The sequence below is a fragment of the Methylacidimicrobium sp. AP8 genome (genome assembly GCF_903064525.1).
In the GTDB taxonomy this organism is placed as follows: Bacteria; Verrucomicrobiota; Verrucomicrobiia; order Methylacidiphilales; family Methylacidiphilaceae; genus Methylacidimicrobium.
Map to the genome: position 1 here is coordinate 921,043 of NZ_LR797830.1, position 16,475 is coordinate 937,517.

General features: G+C 65.0%; 15 protein-coding genes. 4 read left to right on the top strand and 11 right to left on the bottom strand.

Translation table 11 applies throughout. The annotated features are described in order from the left end of the window. Positions 1-5: 5 nt before the first annotated feature. The 6 genes from dprA to lptB all read right to left on the bottom strand — a co-directional run bounded on the left by dprA (position 6) and on the right by lptB (position 9,494). Complete coding sequence (gene dprA, locus MTHMO_RS04155) at positions 6-1,094, bottom strand: DNA-processing protein DprA (RefSeq protein ID WP_202213660.1); 1,089 nt, start codon at positions 1,092-1,094, stop codon at positions 6-8. After that, the gene (gene aroB, locus MTHMO_RS04160) at positions 1,091-2,170 is read right to left on the bottom strand and encodes a 3-dehydroquinate synthase (RefSeq protein WP_202213661.1); all 1,080 of its coding nucleotides are present in this window, start codon (positions 2,168-2,170) and stop codon (positions 1,091-1,093) included. The genes dprA and aroB overlap by 4 nt, the downstream gene beginning before the upstream one ends. Next, positions 2,167-5,691, bottom strand: a complete 3,525-nt coding sequence (gene dnaE / locus MTHMO_RS04165) for a DNA polymerase III subunit alpha (protein WP_202213662.1) — start codon at positions 5,689-5,691, stop codon at positions 2,167-2,169. The genes aroB and dnaE overlap by 4 nt, the downstream gene beginning before the upstream one ends. A gap of 71 nt (positions 5,692-5,762) precedes the next feature. Next, complete coding sequence (locus MTHMO_RS04170) at positions 5,763-7,655, bottom strand: ATP-dependent helicase (RefSeq protein ID WP_237394754.1); 1,893 nt, start codon at positions 7,653-7,655, stop codon at positions 5,763-5,765. Positions 7,656-7,665: 10 nt separating this feature from the next. After that, on the bottom strand, positions 7,666-8,547 hold the full coding sequence (locus MTHMO_RS04175; RefSeq protein WP_202213663.1) for a 50S ribosomal protein L11 methyltransferase: 882 nt from the start codon (positions 8,545-8,547) through the stop codon (positions 7,666-7,668). Then, a complete protein-coding gene (gene lptB / locus MTHMO_RS04180) occupies positions 8,544-9,494 on the bottom strand; it encodes an LPS export ABC transporter ATP-binding protein (protein ID WP_370568223.1) in 951 nt (316 codons plus the stop codon). The genes MTHMO_RS04175 and lptB overlap by 4 nt, the downstream gene beginning before the upstream one ends. Before the next feature lie 117 nt (positions 9,495-9,611). Here lptB and MTHMO_RS04185 point away from each other — a divergent pair, with 117 nt between their 5' ends. After that, a complete protein-coding gene (locus MTHMO_RS04185; protein WP_202213664.1) occupies positions 9,612-10,427 on the top strand; it encodes a chlorite dismutase family protein in 816 nt (271 codons plus the stop codon). A gap of 100 nt (positions 10,428-10,527) precedes the next feature. Then, entirely contained in the window at positions 10,528-10,773 is a 246-nt protein-coding gene (locus MTHMO_RS04190) for a glutaredoxin family protein (protein WP_202213665.1), read from the top strand. Positions 10,774-10,798: 25 nt separating this feature from the next. On the opposite strand, the gene def is transcribed toward MTHMO_RS04190, so the two are convergent. The 5 genes from def to MTHMO_RS04215 form a co-directional block, all read right to left on the bottom strand. Next, positions 10,799-11,365 (bottom strand): peptide deformylase, encoded by a 567-nt coding sequence (gene def / locus MTHMO_RS04195; protein ID WP_202213666.1) that lies wholly within the window; start codon positions 11,363-11,365, stop codon positions 10,799-10,801. Beyond that, positions 11,362-11,790 (bottom strand): biopolymer transporter ExbD, encoded by a 429-nt coding sequence (locus tag MTHMO_RS04200; protein WP_202213667.1) that lies wholly within the window; start codon positions 11,788-11,790, stop codon positions 11,362-11,364. Before MTHMO_RS04200 ends, def begins: the two co-directional genes overlap by 4 nt. Positions 11,791-11,871: 81 nt before the next feature. After that, complete coding sequence (locus tag MTHMO_RS04205; protein ID WP_202213668.1) at positions 11,872-12,459, bottom strand: hypothetical protein; 588 nt, start codon at positions 12,457-12,459, stop codon at positions 11,872-11,874. A 40-nt stretch (positions 12,460-12,499) separates the two neighbouring features. Next, positions 12,500-12,985, bottom strand: a complete 486-nt coding sequence (locus MTHMO_RS04210) for a YdbL family protein (RefSeq protein WP_202213669.1) — start codon at positions 12,983-12,985, stop codon at positions 12,500-12,502. Then, entirely contained in the window at positions 12,957-14,738 is a 1,782-nt protein-coding gene (locus MTHMO_RS04215) for a hypothetical protein (protein WP_202213670.1), read from the bottom strand. The genes MTHMO_RS04210 and MTHMO_RS04215 overlap by 29 nt, the downstream gene beginning before the upstream one ends. 150 nt (positions 14,739-14,888) lie before the next feature. On the opposite strand from MTHMO_RS04215, the gene MTHMO_RS04220 reads away from it, so the two are divergent. Together MTHMO_RS04220 and MTHMO_RS04225 are read left to right on the top strand one after the other, a co-directional pair. Next, positions 14,889-15,407: a polymer-forming cytoskeletal protein gene (locus MTHMO_RS04220; protein WP_202213671.1), complete on the top strand. Its 519-nt coding sequence runs from the start codon at positions 14,889-14,891 to the stop codon at positions 15,405-15,407. Positions 15,408-15,450: 43 nt separating this feature from the next. Beyond that, positions 15,451-16,452: an aspartate-semialdehyde dehydrogenase gene (locus MTHMO_RS04225; protein ID WP_202213672.1), complete on the top strand. Its 1,002-nt coding sequence runs from the start codon at positions 15,451-15,453 to the stop codon at positions 16,450-16,452. Positions 16,453-16,475 lie beyond the last annotated feature (23 nt).

Sequence of the window (16,475 nt, forward strand, 5' to 3'; positions counted from 1 at the left end):
CATCGCTAAGCGACGCGCACGAAGACGTTGCCCGGAAGACGACGGACGAGCCGCTTCAACTCGAGTCGGAGCAACGTAGAAGAGACGGTGGGCGATGGCAAACCCGTTCTCGCGACGATCGCATCGAAAGGGCTTTCCTCCAGGCCGAGAGCGGTAAAGACCGCGCGCTCTTCCTCGGACAGAGAGGAGGGGAGCGGCCGCTCCCCGGTCGCAGGGACCGAAGGGAGCCAGAGCGCCAGCTCCGATGCGATGTCCCCGGCGTCCATCACGAGCTTGGCTCCTTGCTGGATGAGCCGGTTGGAGCCGGCGGCCAGGGGGTTGTCGATCCGTCCCGGAACGGCGAAAACCTGGCGCCCCTGCTCGAGGGCGCACTGTGCGGTCAAAAGAGCGCCGCTGGCGCTCGGCGCTTCGACCACGAGCACCCCGGACGAGAGGCCGCTGAGGATCCGGTTGCGCTGCGGGAAGGTGTGGCGCGCGGGGGCGGTCCCGAGCGGGAGCTCGCTCAAAAGGCAACCGGACTGCTCGATCCGCCGGGCCAGCGCCTCGTTTTCCGGCGGGTAGAGGCGATCGATCCCGGAGCCGAGGACGGCCCAGGTCGTCCCCTGAGCGGCCAAGGCCCCCATGTGGGCGGCGGTGTCGATGCCGCGCGCCAGACCGGAAATCACCGGAATGCCGGAGTAGGCGAGCTGGTAGGAGAGCCGGCGGGCCGCTTCGATCCCGTAGACGCTCGTGCGGCGCGATCCTACGACGGCCACCCCGCGCAGCCAGCGCTCGGGCCGCTTGCCGCGCAGATAGAGCAGGAGGGGCGGATCGGGGATCTCGGCGAGCGCCTCGGGATAGCCGGGCTCTCCGAGGAAGAGGAGCGCAATCCCCTGGTCCCGGCACCGGGCGGCCTCCTTTTGCGCCCTGGCGGGATCGGCGCGGACGATTTCCGCGGCGAGCTTGGGTCCGATCCCCGGCAGGCGAGCCAGTTCGGCTTCTTTGGCGGTGAAGACGGCTTCGGTGGAGCCGAAGGCTTGGGTGAGGCGGCGCGCCCGGGCCGGCCCGATTCCCGGTAGGAGGTGAAGGAGAAGCGCCGCTTCGCGATGGGTCATTCCGGCGGATCGAGGATGAGGCCGAGCGCCCGCTCGACTTCCTCCTCGGGGACTCGGCAAACGAGCGGATCGCCCAGTGCGCGAAGCAGCACCCAGTGATTGATCCCCCGCTCCCGCTTCTTGTCGGCCTGGAGCGCCTCCCGAATCCGGACCCGGGAGACGCCCGGCAGAATCCGGGGAAGGCCGTGGCGGAGGAGCAAGCGGTCGAGGAGAGCCCCAGCCGATTCCGGAAGCCCGCAGATCCGCTGGGAGAGGCGGACCGCCACCCGCATGCCGAGCGCGACCGCTTCCCCATGGACGAGCGTCTCGTAGGCCAGGGCGGCTTCGAGGGCGTGGCCGGCCGTATGGCCGAAGTTGAGGATCGCGCGCCGCCCGCGGGTCTCCCGTTCATCCTCACGGATGACCGCCGCCTTAATTTCCGCCGAGCGTCCGACGAGCTCCTGCCAATCGAGCGGGCTCTCCTCCAGGCGCGCAAGGAGGGAGGGATCGACGATCATGCCGTATTTGATCACCTCGGCCAGGCCCGCACGGATCTCCCGCTCCGGCAGGGTCGCGAGCGTCCGCAGATCGGCGAAGACCTCCCAAGGCTGGTAGAAGGTTCCCACCAGGTTCTTTCCTTGCGGAAGGTTGACGCCGGTCTTCCCTCCGATCGCGCTGTCCACCATGGAGAGAACGGTCGTCGGCAGATGGAAGAGCGCGATCCCCCGGAGGAAGATCGAAGCCGCCAAGCCTGCGAGATCGCCGACCACCCCTCCACCCAAGGCGAGCACGGCTCCCTGTCGGTCGATCCGGTGCTCGGCCATCGCTTCCAGGAGCCGGCCGAGCTGTTCCAGGCTTTTCGAGCTTTCTCCGGATGGAACCCAGAGGACCACCGGATCGAAGCCCGCCTCCGAGAGCGAAGCCAGAACCGCTTCCGCATAGAAGGAGAGACGGGCGTCGGCGACGAGCGCGACGCGCGCGCTAAAGTCGTAGTCGGAGGAGAGCCGCTGCCCGATCGTCTCCAAAAGGCCGTTGCCGATCCGGACCGGATAGGAGCGGCTGGCGGCCGAGACGGTGAGAGAGCGGATGGGATTCATGCGGGAGAAGGGAGAGAAGAGGGAGAGAGGGAGCGAGAAGAGGTGCGCGGCTGCTCTTCTCTGTTTCTTCGGCGGGACCCGACGCGCGTCGGAATCCGGCCGGAGACGAGAAGCTCGACCGCTTCCGGGCCCAGCGCCTGCTCGAGGGCGGAGAGGAGCGGCGCGGTCACCTCGACGAAGAACTTTCGGGACGGCTCGATCTCGACGAAGGCTCCGTCGGCTCGCCGGCAGCGGAGGCGCACGGCGACCTTTCCCGGCCGGCTTCGGAGGATGGCGGCGAGCCCTTGCCACCGCTCCGCCGACCACCGGTCCAAGGAAATGTGGAGAAGAACGGCCTCCACCAGACGCTCCCGGGCCTCCGGCAGCGAGAGAAGCTCGGTGGCCCGCACGCTGACCCCGTTGTCCCGCCGGGAGACCGTGCCGGCCAGGATCGCGATCTCGCCCGGTTCCCACCCTTTGGAAAGGGAGGTGTAGAGGTCGGGAAAGACGATCGCTTCGACCGAACCGGTCGCATCTTCGATCTGGAGACGGGCGAAGGGACGCTTGTCGCGGCTCGAGACCCGCACCTCGACCCGCGTCAGAATCCCGGCCAGCCGAACGGGGGTGGCGTCGGCCAGGGCTGGGAGCGCGCTGATTTCGGTCGCGCGGAACGGCCGGAGCTGGCTCTGGTATTCCTCGACCGGATGGCCGGAAAGATAGACGCCCAGAAGTTCTTTCTCGAAGCGGAGCTTCTGGGAGGCAGGAAACTCGGGAAGATCCGCCTCCTTTTTCGGGGGCGCCGGAACGGACACGAGGTCGAAGAGCGAGCCCTGCCCTTCGGCCCGCTCCCGGGCGGCCGCCGCCGCCGAGGCGAGGGCCAGATCGATTTCGGAGCAGAGCTGGGCACGCGAGCGGCCGAAGCCGTCGCAGGCTCCCGCCTGGATCAGGCTTTCCAGGACCTTGTGATTCAGTGTCCTGCCCGTCACGCGCAGGCAGAGATCGGCCAAGGACGAAAAGCTCTTCTGCTTCCGAGCCGCAACGAGGCTCTCCGCCACTCCGACGCCGACGTTCTTGATCGCCGCCAGGCCCCATCGGATGCCGCCGCCTTCGACCGTGAAGCGGGCTTCGCTGCGGTTGACGTCCGGGCCGAAGATGGGGATACCCAGCCGACCCGCTTCGGCGACCAGGGAGGCGATCTTGTCGGTGTCTCCCATTTCGTTGGACAGCAGGGCGCTAAGAAAATAGACCGGATAATGGGCTTTCAGGTAAGCGGTTTGGTAGGCGAGGAGCCCGTAGCAGGCGCTATGGGCCTTGTTGAAGCCGTAGCCCGCGAACTTTTCAAGCGTGTCGAAGATCCTTCCGGCCTGCTCCTCGGGAATGCCGTTCTTCTCCCGGCAGCCGCGGACGAAGAGATCCCGGTGCAGGCGCATCTCTTCGGGTTTCTTCTTCCCCATGGCCCGCCGCAGGAGATCGGCTTCTCCTAAGGAGTACCCGGCAAGCACGCTGGCCGCCTGCATGACCTGCTCCTGGTAGATCATCACCCCGTAGGTATCCTTGAGGATCGGCTCGAGGAGGGGGTGCGCATACTCGATGGGGATCTTGCCGAGCTTCCGGTCGGCGTAGGCCGGAATGTTCTCCATCGGCCCCGGGCGGTACAGGGCCACCAGCGCGATCACGTCCTCGATGTTGCGCGGCTTGAGCCGGCGGCAGAGATCGAGCATTCCCGGAGATTCGAGCTGGAAGATCCCCACGGTCTTCCCGGCGGAAAGCAGTTCGTAGGTGGGAGCGTCGTCGAGCGGGATCGAGCCGGGCTCCAGAGAGAGACCGGTGTGCTCGCGGATCGCTGCGAGCGCATCGGCGATCACCGTGAGCGTCTTGAGGCCGAGAAAGTCCATCTTCAGAAGGCCGATCTCGGCCAGCGGCTCCATCGACCACTGGGTGACCGTTTCGCCCTGCTCCCCCCGGGCGAGCGGGACGAACTCGACCAGGTCGCCGGGGGCGATGACCACCCCGGCGGCATGCACGCCCGGCTGGCGCGTCAAGCCCTCCAGGCATCCCGCCAGCCGCAATACCTCCCGGGCGTCCGCGTCATGCTCGTTCTCGAAGCGAAGGTCGGCGCTCTCCCGCAACGCCCGCTCCAAGGTCATCGCGGGATCGGCCGGAATCATCTTGGCCAAGCGGTCGGCCTGCCCGTAGGAGAGGCCGAGAACGCGGGCGACGTCGCGCACGGCCATCTTCGCGCCGAGCGTGCCGAAGGTGATGATCTGGGCTACCGACCCTGTGCCGTACTTCTTCCGCACGTATTCGATCACCTCCGGGCGCCGGTTGTAGCAGAAGTCGATGTCGATATCGGGCGGAGAGATCCGTTCCGGATTGAGAAACCGCTCGAAGACAAGCCCATAGCGAATCGGGTCGATGTCGGTGATCCCGAGCGCGTAGGCGACGAGGCTGCCGGCGGCGCTTCCGCGGCCCGGTCCGACGGGGATCCCCCGCCTCTTGGCGTAATCGATGAAGTCCCAAACGATGAGAAAGTAGCTGACGAATCCGGTCTTCTCGATCACTCCCAGCTCGTAGTCGAGCCGCCGCCGCAGCTCCTCGCTCGGGTTCCCGTAGCGAGCCGCCAGGCCCTTCTCGCAGAGCTCCCGCAGGAACTCGGCCTCGCTCCGGCCGGCGGGCGGGGTGAAGGAGGGGTACCGGTTGCCTCCGAGGGCGATCTCCAGACGGCAGCTTTCGGCGATCCGGACCGTGTTGGCCAAGGCTTCGGGGTGGTCGGGGAAGAGCGAGGCCATCTCCTCGGCCGACTTGAAGTAGAACTCGGCGGCGCCGTACCGCTTGCGATCGCTGTCGGTCAGGCGGGCGCCGGTCCCGATGCAGAGGAGGGCGTCGTGGGCGGCGGCGTCCTCCTTACGGAGGTAGTGGACGTCGTTGGTGGCGACGAGAGGATGGCCCGTCTCGCGGGAGAGCTGTGCGAGCCCTGCCCGGACGATATCCTCCCCGGGAAGCCCGTGGTTTTGGATTTCGAGGTAGAAACAGCCGGGCTCGAAGCAGGCGGCGAGAGTCTCGATCGTGCGCCGGGCGCCGTCGCGGTCCCCCTCGAGCAGGTGCTGCGCCACCTCGCCCTTCAGGCAGCCGCTCAATCCGATCAGCCCTTTGCCGTGCTCGCGCAGAAGCTCCTTGTCGATGCGCGGCTTGTAGTAGAAGCCTTCCAAGTAGGCGAAGGTCGCCAGGCGGAGCAGGTTGCGGTATCCCTCCTCGTTCCGGACCAGGATGGTCAAGTGGCTCGTTTCGGATCGGCCGCCCTTCCGGGAAAAGCGGCTCTCCCGAGCCAGATAGGCTTCGTATCCGAGGATCGGCGTGATCCCGGCCGACCGGCAGGCCTTGTAGAATTCGATGGCGCCGAATAGGTTGCCATGGTCCGTCAAGGCGACCGCCGGCATGCCCGCCTCGCGGGCGGCCAGCGCCAGCCCAGGGATCCGGCAGGTGGCGTCGAGCAGGCTGTAGTCGGAATGGACGTGGAGATGAACAAAATCGGAAGAGGCCATGGCTCGTCCTTTTCAACGTACTCGATCGGACGGCGATCGCCGAAGCGCTTTTTCGCCGAACGATGGGCGGGCTAGCCGGGACGGAGATCGGTGTAGAGCTCGCGGGGAATTTCCGCAAGAAAGCGGGAAGGGCGGAGCGAGTTTTCGCCGTATTGGGACGCCCGGTATCGCGGATAGACGAGGAAGAGGCGGTCCCGGGCACGGGTCGTCGCCACGTAGAAAAGCCGGCGTTCCTCTTCTTCCCCCATGAGGGATTCGGCCGAGCGGCCCGAAGGGAAGAGACCGTCGGCTAGCATGATCACGAAGACCGCCTGCCACTCGAGGCCTTTGGCCTGGTGAATGGTGGAAAGCTGGACCCCTTCCCGGGAGGCGGCGCGGTCGGTGTTCGTCAGGAGGGTGAGCTGGGTCAGCAGGCTTTCGGTATCCGGGAATCCGGCGGCGAAGGAGACGAGCTGAGAGAGGTCTTCCAGCCGGTGCGCGGCATCCGCATGCTGCGATTCGAGGTAAGTGCGGTAGAAGGTTTCGATCACCTTCTCGATCTGCGCCCCGGGCCGGCATCGCAGCTCGGGCGAGGAGATCTCCCGGTGGAGCTTGACCCACTCCTGCCATGCCGTGCCGCAGGACTTGGGCGGGACGACCGAGGCGAGATCGCCCTTGCGGGCAAACTCTTCCCAAAGGCGTCCGGCGGTCTTCTCCCCGATGCCCGGAAACATCCGGACCACTCGGGAAAACGCAACGGAGTCGCGAGGATTGACGGCCAGCCGCAGGAAGGCGGCAACATCCTTCAAATGGGCCTGCTCGAAGAAGCGGAGACCGCTGGTGATTTCGAAGGGAATGCCCGTCCGGGTCAGCTCGAGCTGGATCTCGAGGGCATGGAAATGAGCGCGATAGAGGATCGCGATCTCTTCCCAAGGGATCCCTTCTCGGTGCAGTTCCTGGATCCGGGAAGCGACGAAGGAAGCCTGGGCGTTGGCCGTCGGACAGCAGACGACCAAGGGCTTGAGGCGCAAACCTTTGCGCACCGGGGCCAGCTCCTTCGGGAACTGAAAGCGGTTTGCCGCAATCGCCGCGTTGGCCAGGGAAAGAATTTCCGGGGTGCTGCGATAGTTGGCCCGCAGGTAGAGGGTGCGGGAGCCGGGATAGCGCTCCGGGAAGGAAAGCATGTTGCGGATGTCGGCGCCGCGCCAGGAATAGATCGATTGCGCGTCGTCGCCGACGGCCATGATCTGCCGGTGGCCCGAGGCCAAGAGATGGATGAAGTCGGCTTGCAGGCGGCTGGTGTCCTGGTACTCGTCGACCAGAATGTGATGGAAGCGGTCCTGGTATTCGGTGCGGAGCGTCTCCTGTTCCCGCAGCAGCCGGACGGTCTCCGAAAGCAGATCGTCGTAGTCGACCGCCGAAGCCTTCTGCTTCCGCCTTCGATAGAGGCGGGCAAGCTCGACGAGCCGGTCGGTCTGTTCGGAGAAGTGGGGGAACTCCTCGGCGATCAGGGTCTCCAGCGGGATCTCCCGGTTGGCGGCCAGCCCGAAGATCTCTAGCGCTCCTTCGCGCCGCGGGAAACGAAGCCCGCAGCGGGCGAGCTTGAGCTCGTCGTAGCATTCGGAGAGAAGCTCCGCCGAGTCGGAACGGTCGAGGATCGTGAAGCTCGGATCGTATCCGGCGAGGGAAGCATGACGGCGCAGAATCCGGTGGGCGAGGTGGTGGAAGGTCCCGCCCCAGATCGCCTCGATCCCGTGGGGAATCAGCTGGGCGACCCGTTCGAGCATCTGCCGGGCCGCCTTGTTGGTGAAGGTGGCCAGCAGAATGCGGGACGGCTCGACACCGTTGTCCAGAAGATAGGCGACCCGGTAGGTGAGCGCCCGGGTCTTCCCGCTGCCCGCCCCCGCCACCACCAGAATCGGTCCCGGGGGCGCGGTCACCGCTTGGCGCTGCTCTTCGTTGAGGAGTTTTTCGTAGTCGATCACGGTCCGGCGATCAAGCTAACGGGCGCTCGGTCGATTGACAATGAAGCGAGGCGCCGAAGCGGAGCATCATCCATTTGCCCTTCCGTTTTTTCCCTTGCAGGCGGAGGCCCTTTGCTTCGAAAGCCGCAATCAGCTCCGGAGCCTGTTCCCGGAGGAGGCCGCTGACCAGGAGGATACCGTCGGGAGAAAGCCAGGCCGCCAGACGGCCGGCTCTTTGGAGCAGCGGCATGAGAAAGAGGTTGGCGACGATCCGGTCGAAGGGCGGACGGGCGTGCCAACGGGCCAAATCGGCTTGGATCCAGCGGATGGTGCTCGATGGGAAGTTGGCTTTCTCGTTCCGGCGGGCGACTTCCAGGGCAGCCGGATCGGTATCCAAGGCCCAGATGCGGGCCGCTCCCAGCCGGCGGGCGGCCAGGGCCAGGATGCCGCTTCCGGTTCCGATGTCGAGCACGCGGCTCCCCGCCCAGCCGGGGAGAGCCGCCATCTCCCTCAGGATCATCCCGGTGGTGGCGTGCCTCCCTGTGCCGAAAGCCGTGCCGGCCGGGATGACCAACAGGCGCCGCGAGCGCCGGCGAGGATCCTCGCCCGGCATTCCGGGTTCCGCCTCCGACACGATCCAGAGCTTTCCGCCGATACGGATCGGTTCGGCGGGCTCGGAAGAAACCGGGGCCGCCATGGGGACCGTGCGGAGCTTCCCGCCGTAGCGGTCGAGAAGCGAGTGGCCCATGTCCTGGTCGGGCAGATAGGCTTCCAGCCTGACGGTCCGGCGGCCGGCCAGCTGGTGGAGGGCGAGCCTGCCTTCCCCAAGGAAGCGCAGACGCTCGGCCCAGCAGTCCGCCATCTTGGCGGAAGCCAGCCGACTCCATACCCAAAGGACCGGCGGTTTGTTCACATCGAGAAGCGGGGGCCGAGGTAGAGCTCGCGGGTGACCGGATCGTTGATCAGGAAATCACTCGTCCCATGGCTCATGACGCGCCCCTCGCAGATCAAGTAGGCGCGATCGACAATGGCGAGCGTCTCCCGGACGTTGTGATCGCTGATGAGCACGCTCAGGCCCCGGTTGCGGAGGCCGAGCACGATTTGCTGCAGGTCGTCGACGGCGAGCGGATCCACACCGCTGAACGGCTCGTCGAGCAGGAGCACGGTAGGGGCGGTGGCCAGGGCGCGTGCAATGGTCAGCCGCCGCTTTTCCCCGCCGCTCAGGGCGAGGGCCATGGTCCGGCGCAGATGGGCGATGCCGAAATCCTCCAAAAGGGCCTCGCAGCGGAGGCGCCGTTCCTCGGGGTCGATGTCCAGAAAGTCCAAGATCGCCATCAGGTTTTCCTCGACCGTGAGCTTGCGGAAGATCGACTCTTCCTGCGGGAGGTAGCCGAGTCCCTTTTGCGCCCGCCGGTGCATCGGCATCCGCGTGACCTTTTCTCCGTCGATGAAGACATCGCCTTCGGTAGGCCGGATCAGGCCGACGAGCATGTAAAAGGTGGTCGTCTTCCCGGCCCCGTTAGGACCCAGGAGCCCGACGATCTCGCCCCTTCCGATGTGCAGATCGACGCCGTTGACGACGCGCCTATGGCCGAACTGCTTGACGAGCCCCTTGGCAGAAAGGGGATAGATTCCCTCCTGCTCGTCGGCCGCGGGGGGGTGAAGAACCCGGGACGGAACCGGCTGTCCCGCCGCCTCGTGGACCGGGGCTTCGGAAACTTCGGGATTGGTTCGGTGCGGCGAGCTTCCGCCGGGGCCGAACGGCGAGGGATTGTCCCATGGCGGGAAAGAGACGCGGCCGCGGGAACCGAAGGGGTGGGAGGCCGGATCGGGAAGGCCGTCCTGGCGGGGACTGTCCATGCTTCCCGCCAAGAGTATCAGAAGTGCCGCCCTCAGGCAATGGACTCGGCGGCCTGAGAGGGGAAGAGAGACTTTCGATTGCCATCGGGCGGCGATTTCCGCAAAGATCCATAGGTTGTGAATCCTGCAACCGCCGGAAAGCTGGAGCCCAAGGAGGGGCTCTTCGTCCTCCACCTTTTCTACCGGTTCGAAGGAAGAGATCTCGCAGGGGCGGCGTCGTCCAAGGTGCTGCTGGGAAGCCTGGAAGCATTGCTCGCGGAGGCCCGCGAGGCGGATCGGACGCAAGTTGCTACCCTGTCCCTGATCGGGAGGGCCGACCTCGGCTTCCTTTTTTTCTGCCCCGACCTCCACCGGCTCCATCGCTGGGAGAAGCGGCTGGCCGCCCTGCTTGGCCGCAACGGGTGGGCGAAGACCTTCTCCTTCTTCTCGATGACGGAACGTTCCGAGTACACGACCTCGGAAGAAGAACATGCCGATCAGCTCATTTCCCAGGAGGGGCTCGTTCCCGGATCCCAGGAATTCGAGGAGAAGATGAAGTCCTTTCGCGAGCGGATGCGCCACTACACCGAGGTCCGGCTCTACCCCACCCTGCCGGATTGGCCCTTCTTCGCCTTCTATCCGATGAACAAGAAGAGGGAGGCGGGGATGAACTGGTACGTCCTCTCGCTCGCCGAAAGGAAGGAGCTGATGCGGGGCCACGCGCTGGTCGGACGGCGTTACACCGGGCGGGTCGTCCAGTATGTGACCGGATCGACCGGCTTGGACGACTGGGAGTGGGGTGTTACCCTCTTCGCTCACGATCCCTACGAGGTGAAGGCGATCGTGACCGAGATGCGCTTCGATTCTGTAAGCGCCCGTTACGGGGAGTTCGGTCCCTTCTACACCGGGTTGCAGGCGCCCGTCGCCGAAATCCTCGACCGGCTCGCCGTTTGAGCTATCCTCATCGGCCGGGAACTCCTCGACTTTTCATGCGGGAAGGAAAAGCGAGCCTGAGCGACGGAAATGAAGAGGCCGTCAATCGCCGTTTGAAGCCATGCAGCGAGTAACCCTATACGTGAAAACAGGTTGTCCTTGGTGTGCCGAGGCGGAGGCCGTGCTGCAACGCTACGGCATCTCCTACGATCGTTTCGACGTTTTACGGAACCCGGAGGCCTATCGCCGGATGAAAGCGATCTCCGGACAGTCGCGAGCGCCTACCATGGAATGGGGGGACGAGGTGCTTGCGGATTTCGGGGCCGAGGAGCTCGAGGCCTTCCTTCGGGACAAGGACTTGAAGTAAGCCGAACGGTCGTCCCGGCCGCTTCTTATTCTTTCGGAGCCATGGCTGGCAGACCTTGCCGGATGCGCGCGAGCTTTTCCTTGATCTCCTTCCGCTGAGCGGGCTTGAGGTAGTCGATGAAGAGCTTGCCGTGGAGATGATCGACCTCGTGTTGAATCACCACGGCCAGAAAGCCGCTCGCCTCGAAGACCAGGGGCTTCCCGCGAAGATCCTGGGCCCGGACCGAGACACGCCGGGAGCGCGGGACGTCGATCCGCAGCCCGGGAAAGCTCAGGCAGCCTTCGTTGCCGATCTCCTTGGATTTCGTCAGCGAGAGGACGGGGTTGGCCAGGAAAAGGGGCATCTGCTCTTCGAGCGGCACCGGCCTGCCTCCGACGATCATCGAGGAGGCGGCTTTAGCCGCCGTGACGTCTACCACCGCAAGCAGCAGAGGCTTGCCCACCTGCTGGGCGGCGAGGCCGACACCCTCATTGGCGGCCATCGTTTCCCGCATGTCCTCGGCGAATTTTTGGAGATCGGAATCGAATCGCCGAACGGCGGCACCGGGTTGGCGAAGAATCGGATTGCCGTAGAGAACGATCGGAAGAATCACGGGTTGGGGACCTGCGAGGATTTGGCTTCTACCGTAAAGGTGGGAAGGTTGGCAATCCCGGCAACTTTGGCGGCATCCATGACCTGGAGAATGATTTCGAAGGGGGCCTTCTTGCTTGCCTTGAGAGCGATCTTGGTCTCCGGCGACTTGGCGAGCGTCTCCTTGAGGAGACGCCCCAGATCCTTGGGCTCGACCGGCTTGTCGTCGAGGAAAACCTTCTCATCCTCGGTCACGTAGAGGATGCGGGGAAGATCGGCCCGGACGGGCTTGGCACGCGCCGACTCCGGCAAATCGATCTTCACGGCGGGCTCCTCTCGCTGAAAAGTCGTGGTTACGACGAAAAAGAGGAGCACGATCGACAAGATGTCGATCAGAGACACCAGGTTGATGAGGGGTTGCCGCTTCGGGCGTTCAACAAACCGCATGGAAAGTCCTGCTCAATGGAAACGATTTCCGGGCGCGATCAAGGAAAAAAGTTCAGTCGGAGCCTCGCGTTTTTCGGAGCGTCAGGGGCGCGTCGGCTGCGCCTCCTGGGAGAGGACCGGGGGAACCCGATTTGCCTGCTGGAAGAAGATGTAGGAGAGGATCAGGGACATTTTATCCTCCCGGGCGATGCGGAGGTTCGGCGGGACCCGGAATGGGGTGCCGCTGGTGAAGAGCACTCGGACCTTTCCGCCGGCCAGCAGGAAGACATGGACCAGCGGGGCCTTCGGGGGTGGAAGCCTTTCGTGAACGAGGATGTAGCTCCCGCTAAGGGAGTCGGTCCTGCCGACTAGCGCGTGGGTTCCTTTTCGATTCAGATGGTGCTCGATGGCTTTCCTCTGCGCATCGGACAGCGATTCGAGAAACTGCCGCAGCCCCCCGGTCGGATCAAATGGAGCTTCCTGACCGTTTCTCTGGGCGCCGCCGACGGCTGGCGCAGGCCTGGGCGCGGGGTCGCCGGCTTGGCCTATCTGCACCGGATGCAGGGGGGGTTCCGACGGAGCCCGTTCGGGTGCCGGGGCTTGGCCTTCCGCTGCCGGCAGTGGATATTCGGGGTCGGTTTGCGCCGCAATCGGGTCGGGACCCAGAAGGACGGCGAGAAGAAGGGGCAAGGCGACCAGCCATGACAGGTCGGTAAGACTCGTAGGCTCGTCATTTGCGAATCCATGTGCCGTCCGGCTCTTGTACATATTCTCCCGGGAATGCGCGTCGGCTCCAGCTACGCGCATAGGCTTCCTGGATCTCTTCGAGGGGCTTGCCCTGTAATTTACTTTGGGCCATGTAGAGCTGCAAGCGGTCCCGGTTCTCATCCTGGACGACGCGCTCCGCGTACTGCTTGTACGCGGGGTCGGCCGGAGGATGGACGACGGCCAGGTATCCGTCGCGGTCTTCTCCGACGATGCCTGCGTTCTTCAACCCCTGGATCTCCCCGGAACGGAGCCGCCGGCGCTCCGCGACCTGCGGCGAGACGGGCGGGGCATGCGCGCTCTCCTTCTCGGTGACGACCACATTCATGTGGACGTGGATTTTCACCGGTTCCGGAGTCGTGACGCGCACCGTCGGAGAGCACCCGAAAAGGACGATCGGAACGGCGGGAAGAAGCCAACCCTTAGGGGGAAATCGGTGGGTGCTCTCCATTCGTGACCTCCGGCAACTGATCAGAATTCGGCTCCAGAGACAAGCCGCTTGCGATCGGCTTCCCCAAGCGGGGATCTTGTTGCCAGCGGATCGTGAAGTTTCTCCTTCCTTCGGGCCCGCGCAATTCCAGCCGGAGGCGGCTCTCCGGGAGGGCGTAGGAAAGGGAAAGAAAGCCGACGTTGTAGGCATAGCTGCGGAGAGCACGGGCGAGCATCTCCATGAGCTGGCGCTTGGCCGGCGTCCAGTCGGCGGGAAGGTGTTGGAGGAAAGGATCGATGTCCCGGATCTCCAGCTTTCCCGGACCGTCGAGCGTCAAAAAGCCAATCGCGCTCCGGAGGCTCGTTCCGCGCGCGTCGAGGCGGAGGCGGCCCTCCGCCGTGCCCGTGAGCAAGAGAGCGAAGCGATCGCTGGTGAACTGACGGGCGATCGGTTCGACCGGCACGCCGGTAAAGTGAATCCACCCGCTCCATGGGAACTCGTTCTGGAAGAGGATCGAAAACCCTCCGTTCCCCTGTCCTCCGTAGAGGTTTCCTCCGAAGTGGCCGAAGATCCCGCTGCTATTGAAGGTGACGTCGAGCCAGTCGTCGGTCGCCGTGATCCCCCGCCAGGATACCGAATCGAAGAAGATCGTATGGACGAGATTATTGGCCTTCCGTTCGCTCGCCGGCAGGTTGAAGGAGAGATGTCCGCGGCGCACTTCCAGCACGACATTGTAGGCCGGATACTCGATCCGCCCCGGCATGATCTCGATCTCGTTCCGAAGGCTTGCTTGCGACCAGTCGTTGAGCGGGACATCGTGAGCAGTCAGGCCGAAAAGGAACGGGAGGACAACTCCGGGCGCGCCGAAGGCGCTGATGAGGAACTGGCCGCCCCGAACGAGCACGTCGTCGGCGGTCCAGTATTCCAAGGTTTCTTCGCGGTGTTTCTTGCGCCGGATCTCCTCCTCCCTCCGGAACTGTTCCACATACCAGAAAAGATCGGGTCCGAGATAGAGGACCGGATTGAAAATGCCCAACTGCTCGACGCGGTGCTCCGAGAGCCCGCGCCAGGAAAACTTCACTCGGAGAGCGCCGATCGTGAGGATCTTGGCAAGGGGGTCGTAGGGAGAATAGACCTCCACGTTCCGGGCGGTGGCGATGTTTAGCAGGCGATCGTCCCGGCTCAGTCCGGCGATCGGGATGTCGTGGAGCTCGATGGGGTGGTCGTGAAAGCCAAGGGCCAGCGGGATCGGCGGCAGGTGGGGCGCCAAGCGGTCGATGTTGATCGTGGCCCGACCCACCCGGACGGTGTCGATCCGGAGGCGGGGCTGCGGCAGAAGCTCGACCCACCGGTGAGGACGCCCTCCTGAGCTCGAGGCTCGCTCGAGAAAGGAGATCAGGGCCGAGCTCCAGACCGTCGGCGAATCGATTCCTACGTAGGCCAGCCGTTGCCGTAGGAGGAGATCGTCCCACCGCCAGCCGACCTCGACACGGGGAATGGAGCCGACCTCCCCGAGCGAGACGTCGCGAAGGAGGAGGGAGTGCGGGGAGAGCCATTCGGCGGACGCCACGTCGAACGGAAGGTCGAGGGAGCGGGCGAGCCGGGTGAGAAGCAGGGCCGTATTGGCCCGGATCCGCCGGCCGACCCATGGCCCGACGGCGAAGAGCAGCGCCGCGAGTACGAGGGGTAGGGCGAGCGCCCAAACGGACCTCCGGAGAACCCGCTTCTTCCACGGAGGGCCGTGCGGCTGCGGCTCCGGTCCATCGTCCGTCATCCGGCACGGGATGATAGCAACGGTCCTCCGGATCGGAAACCGTAAAGCAGCGATTGGTGCGAAACCTAGAAAAAGAGATTGAAATGAGCCTTGTAGCCGCGTTTGCTATGCGGGGAACAGGGGGAAGGCTTTGGTGTGTCTTTTCTACCGATGAGTACTTCTACGGATGCGCAAAAAAACGAGGGAGAGAACCACGGTCCTAAGGTGACGGTCTTGACGAGGGATACCGAATTCCGGGGGACGGTCGGCTTCACAGGAGAGCTGCAGCTCAACGGAAGGCTGGAAGGAGAGATCCTCTCCGAAGACGGAACCCTGATCATCGGCGATACGGCTCTGGTCAAAGCCGACATTCGGGCGAAGCGGGTGATCGTGCGCGGCCAGGTGTTCGGCAACATCCTCGCCCGCGAGCGGTTGGAACTGGTCGGCTCGGCCCGCGTCGTGGGGGACGTCCAGACCGGGGCTCTTGCCATTGAACAGGGTGCGGTCTTCATCGGAAAGTCGGAGAGCTTGCAAGCAGACAAGGTCGAGAAACCCGATCTCTCCTCCTTCTTCAAGATGCTGACCTCCGTCAGCCGGGAACCGGCGCCTACGAAGGCCGGGAAGGGGATCGACGCGACCAGGCTCATTCCCGGCATGGAAGCAAAATCCGGCGAGAAGGGAAACCCTTAGCCGCGCGGCAGGACGGCCTTCTTTTGCGGCTGGAAACCGCGCCATGGGCTTGCGCATCGGCATCGTCGGGGTGACCGGAGCGGTCGGTCAGGAGGCTCTCCGCCTGCTCGAGCAGGGGGATCTTCCGATCCGCGAAATCCGGCTTTTTGCCTCGGCCCGTTCCGCGGGGCGGAGCTTTCTCTTCCGCGGGGAGCCGGTTCGGGTCGAAGAGGTCGCGACGGAACGGCTCGCGGGGCTCGACTATGTCTTCTTCAGCGCCGGCGGCTCGATCTCCCGTCGGTACGCGCCGGAGGCGGTCGAGGGCGGTGCGGTGGTGATCGATAATTCGTCGGCTTTCCGGATGACGGACGGGGTCCCGTTGGTGGTACCCGAGGTCAACGCGAAGGCGCTCGGCCGCCATCGGGGCATCATCGCCAATCCGAATTGCACCGCGGCCATTCTCGCCACGGCGGTTTGGCCTCTCCATCGAGCCGCAGGTATCGAACGGATGGTGGTCGCGACCTATCAGGCGGCAAGCGGAGCCGGGGCGAAGGCCCTGGCCGAGCTCGACGCCCAGGTCCGGCAGTATGCGGCTGGAGAAGCGATTCAGAAGAAGGTCTTTCCGGAGCAGATCGCCTTCAACGTCTTTTCCCACAACACCCCGATCGACGAATCCGGGTTCAACGAGGAGGAGAATAAGGTCGCGCAGGAGATCCGCAAGATTTTCGGCGAGCCGGATCTAGGCGTATGCGCCACCTGCATCCGGGTGCCGGTCTTCCGGGCGCACTCCGAGGCGATCGTGATCGAAACCCGGCGGAAGCTTCCGGCGGAGGAGGCCCGGGAGATCCTGAGCCATGCCCCCGGCGTCACGGTCGTCGATGACCGTAAGGCTAATCGCTTTCCCACTCCCCTGGAGGCTGCCGGAAAGCGGGAGGTTTTGGTCGGCCGGATCCGGGAGGACCTTTCCCATCCGCGCGCGCTCGCGCTCTTCGTGAGCGGCGATCAGCTCCTCAAGGGCGCCGCCTGGAACGCGGTCCAAATCCTCGAGCTGCTCGCGGGTCGTTAGTCCGGGGAACCCGGTCCGTTCCC

Coding starts and splice junctions, on each gene's coding strand:
- dprA (WP_202213660.1), bottom strand. CDS start 1,094: ATGACCCATCGCGAAGCGGCGCTTCTCCTTCACCTCCTACCGGGAATC.
- aroB (WP_202213661.1), bottom strand. CDS start 2,170: ATGAATCCCATCCGCTCTCTCACCGTCTCGGCCGCCAGCCGCTCCTAT.
- dnaE (WP_202213662.1), bottom strand. CDS start 5,691: ATGGCCTCTTCCGATTTTGTTCATCTCCACGTCCATTCCGACTACAGC.
- lptB (WP_370568223.1), bottom strand. CDS start 9,494: ATGGACAGTCCCCGCCAGGACGGCCTTCCCGATCCGGCCTCCCACCCC.
- MTHMO_RS04190 (WP_202213665.1), top strand. CDS start 10,528: ATGCAGCGAGTAACCCTATACGTGAAAACAGGTTGTCCTTGGTGTGCC.
- MTHMO_RS04200 (WP_202213667.1), bottom strand. CDS start 11,790: ATGCGGTTTGTTGAACGCCCGAAGCGGCAACCCCTCATCAACCTGGTG.
- MTHMO_RS04210 (WP_202213669.1), bottom strand. CDS start 12,985: ATGGAGAGCACCCACCGATTTCCCCCTAAGGGTTGGCTTCTTCCCGCC.
- MTHMO_RS04215 (WP_202213670.1), bottom strand. CDS start 14,738: ATGACGGACGATGGACCGGAGCCGCAGCCGCACGGCCCTCCGTGGAAG.
- MTHMO_RS04220 (WP_202213671.1), top strand. CDS start 14,889: ATGAGTACTTCTACGGATGCGCAAAAAAACGAGGGAGAGAACCACGGT.
- MTHMO_RS04225 (WP_202213672.1), top strand. CDS start 15,451: ATGGGCTTGCGCATCGGCATCGTCGGGGTGACCGGAGCGGTCGGTCAG.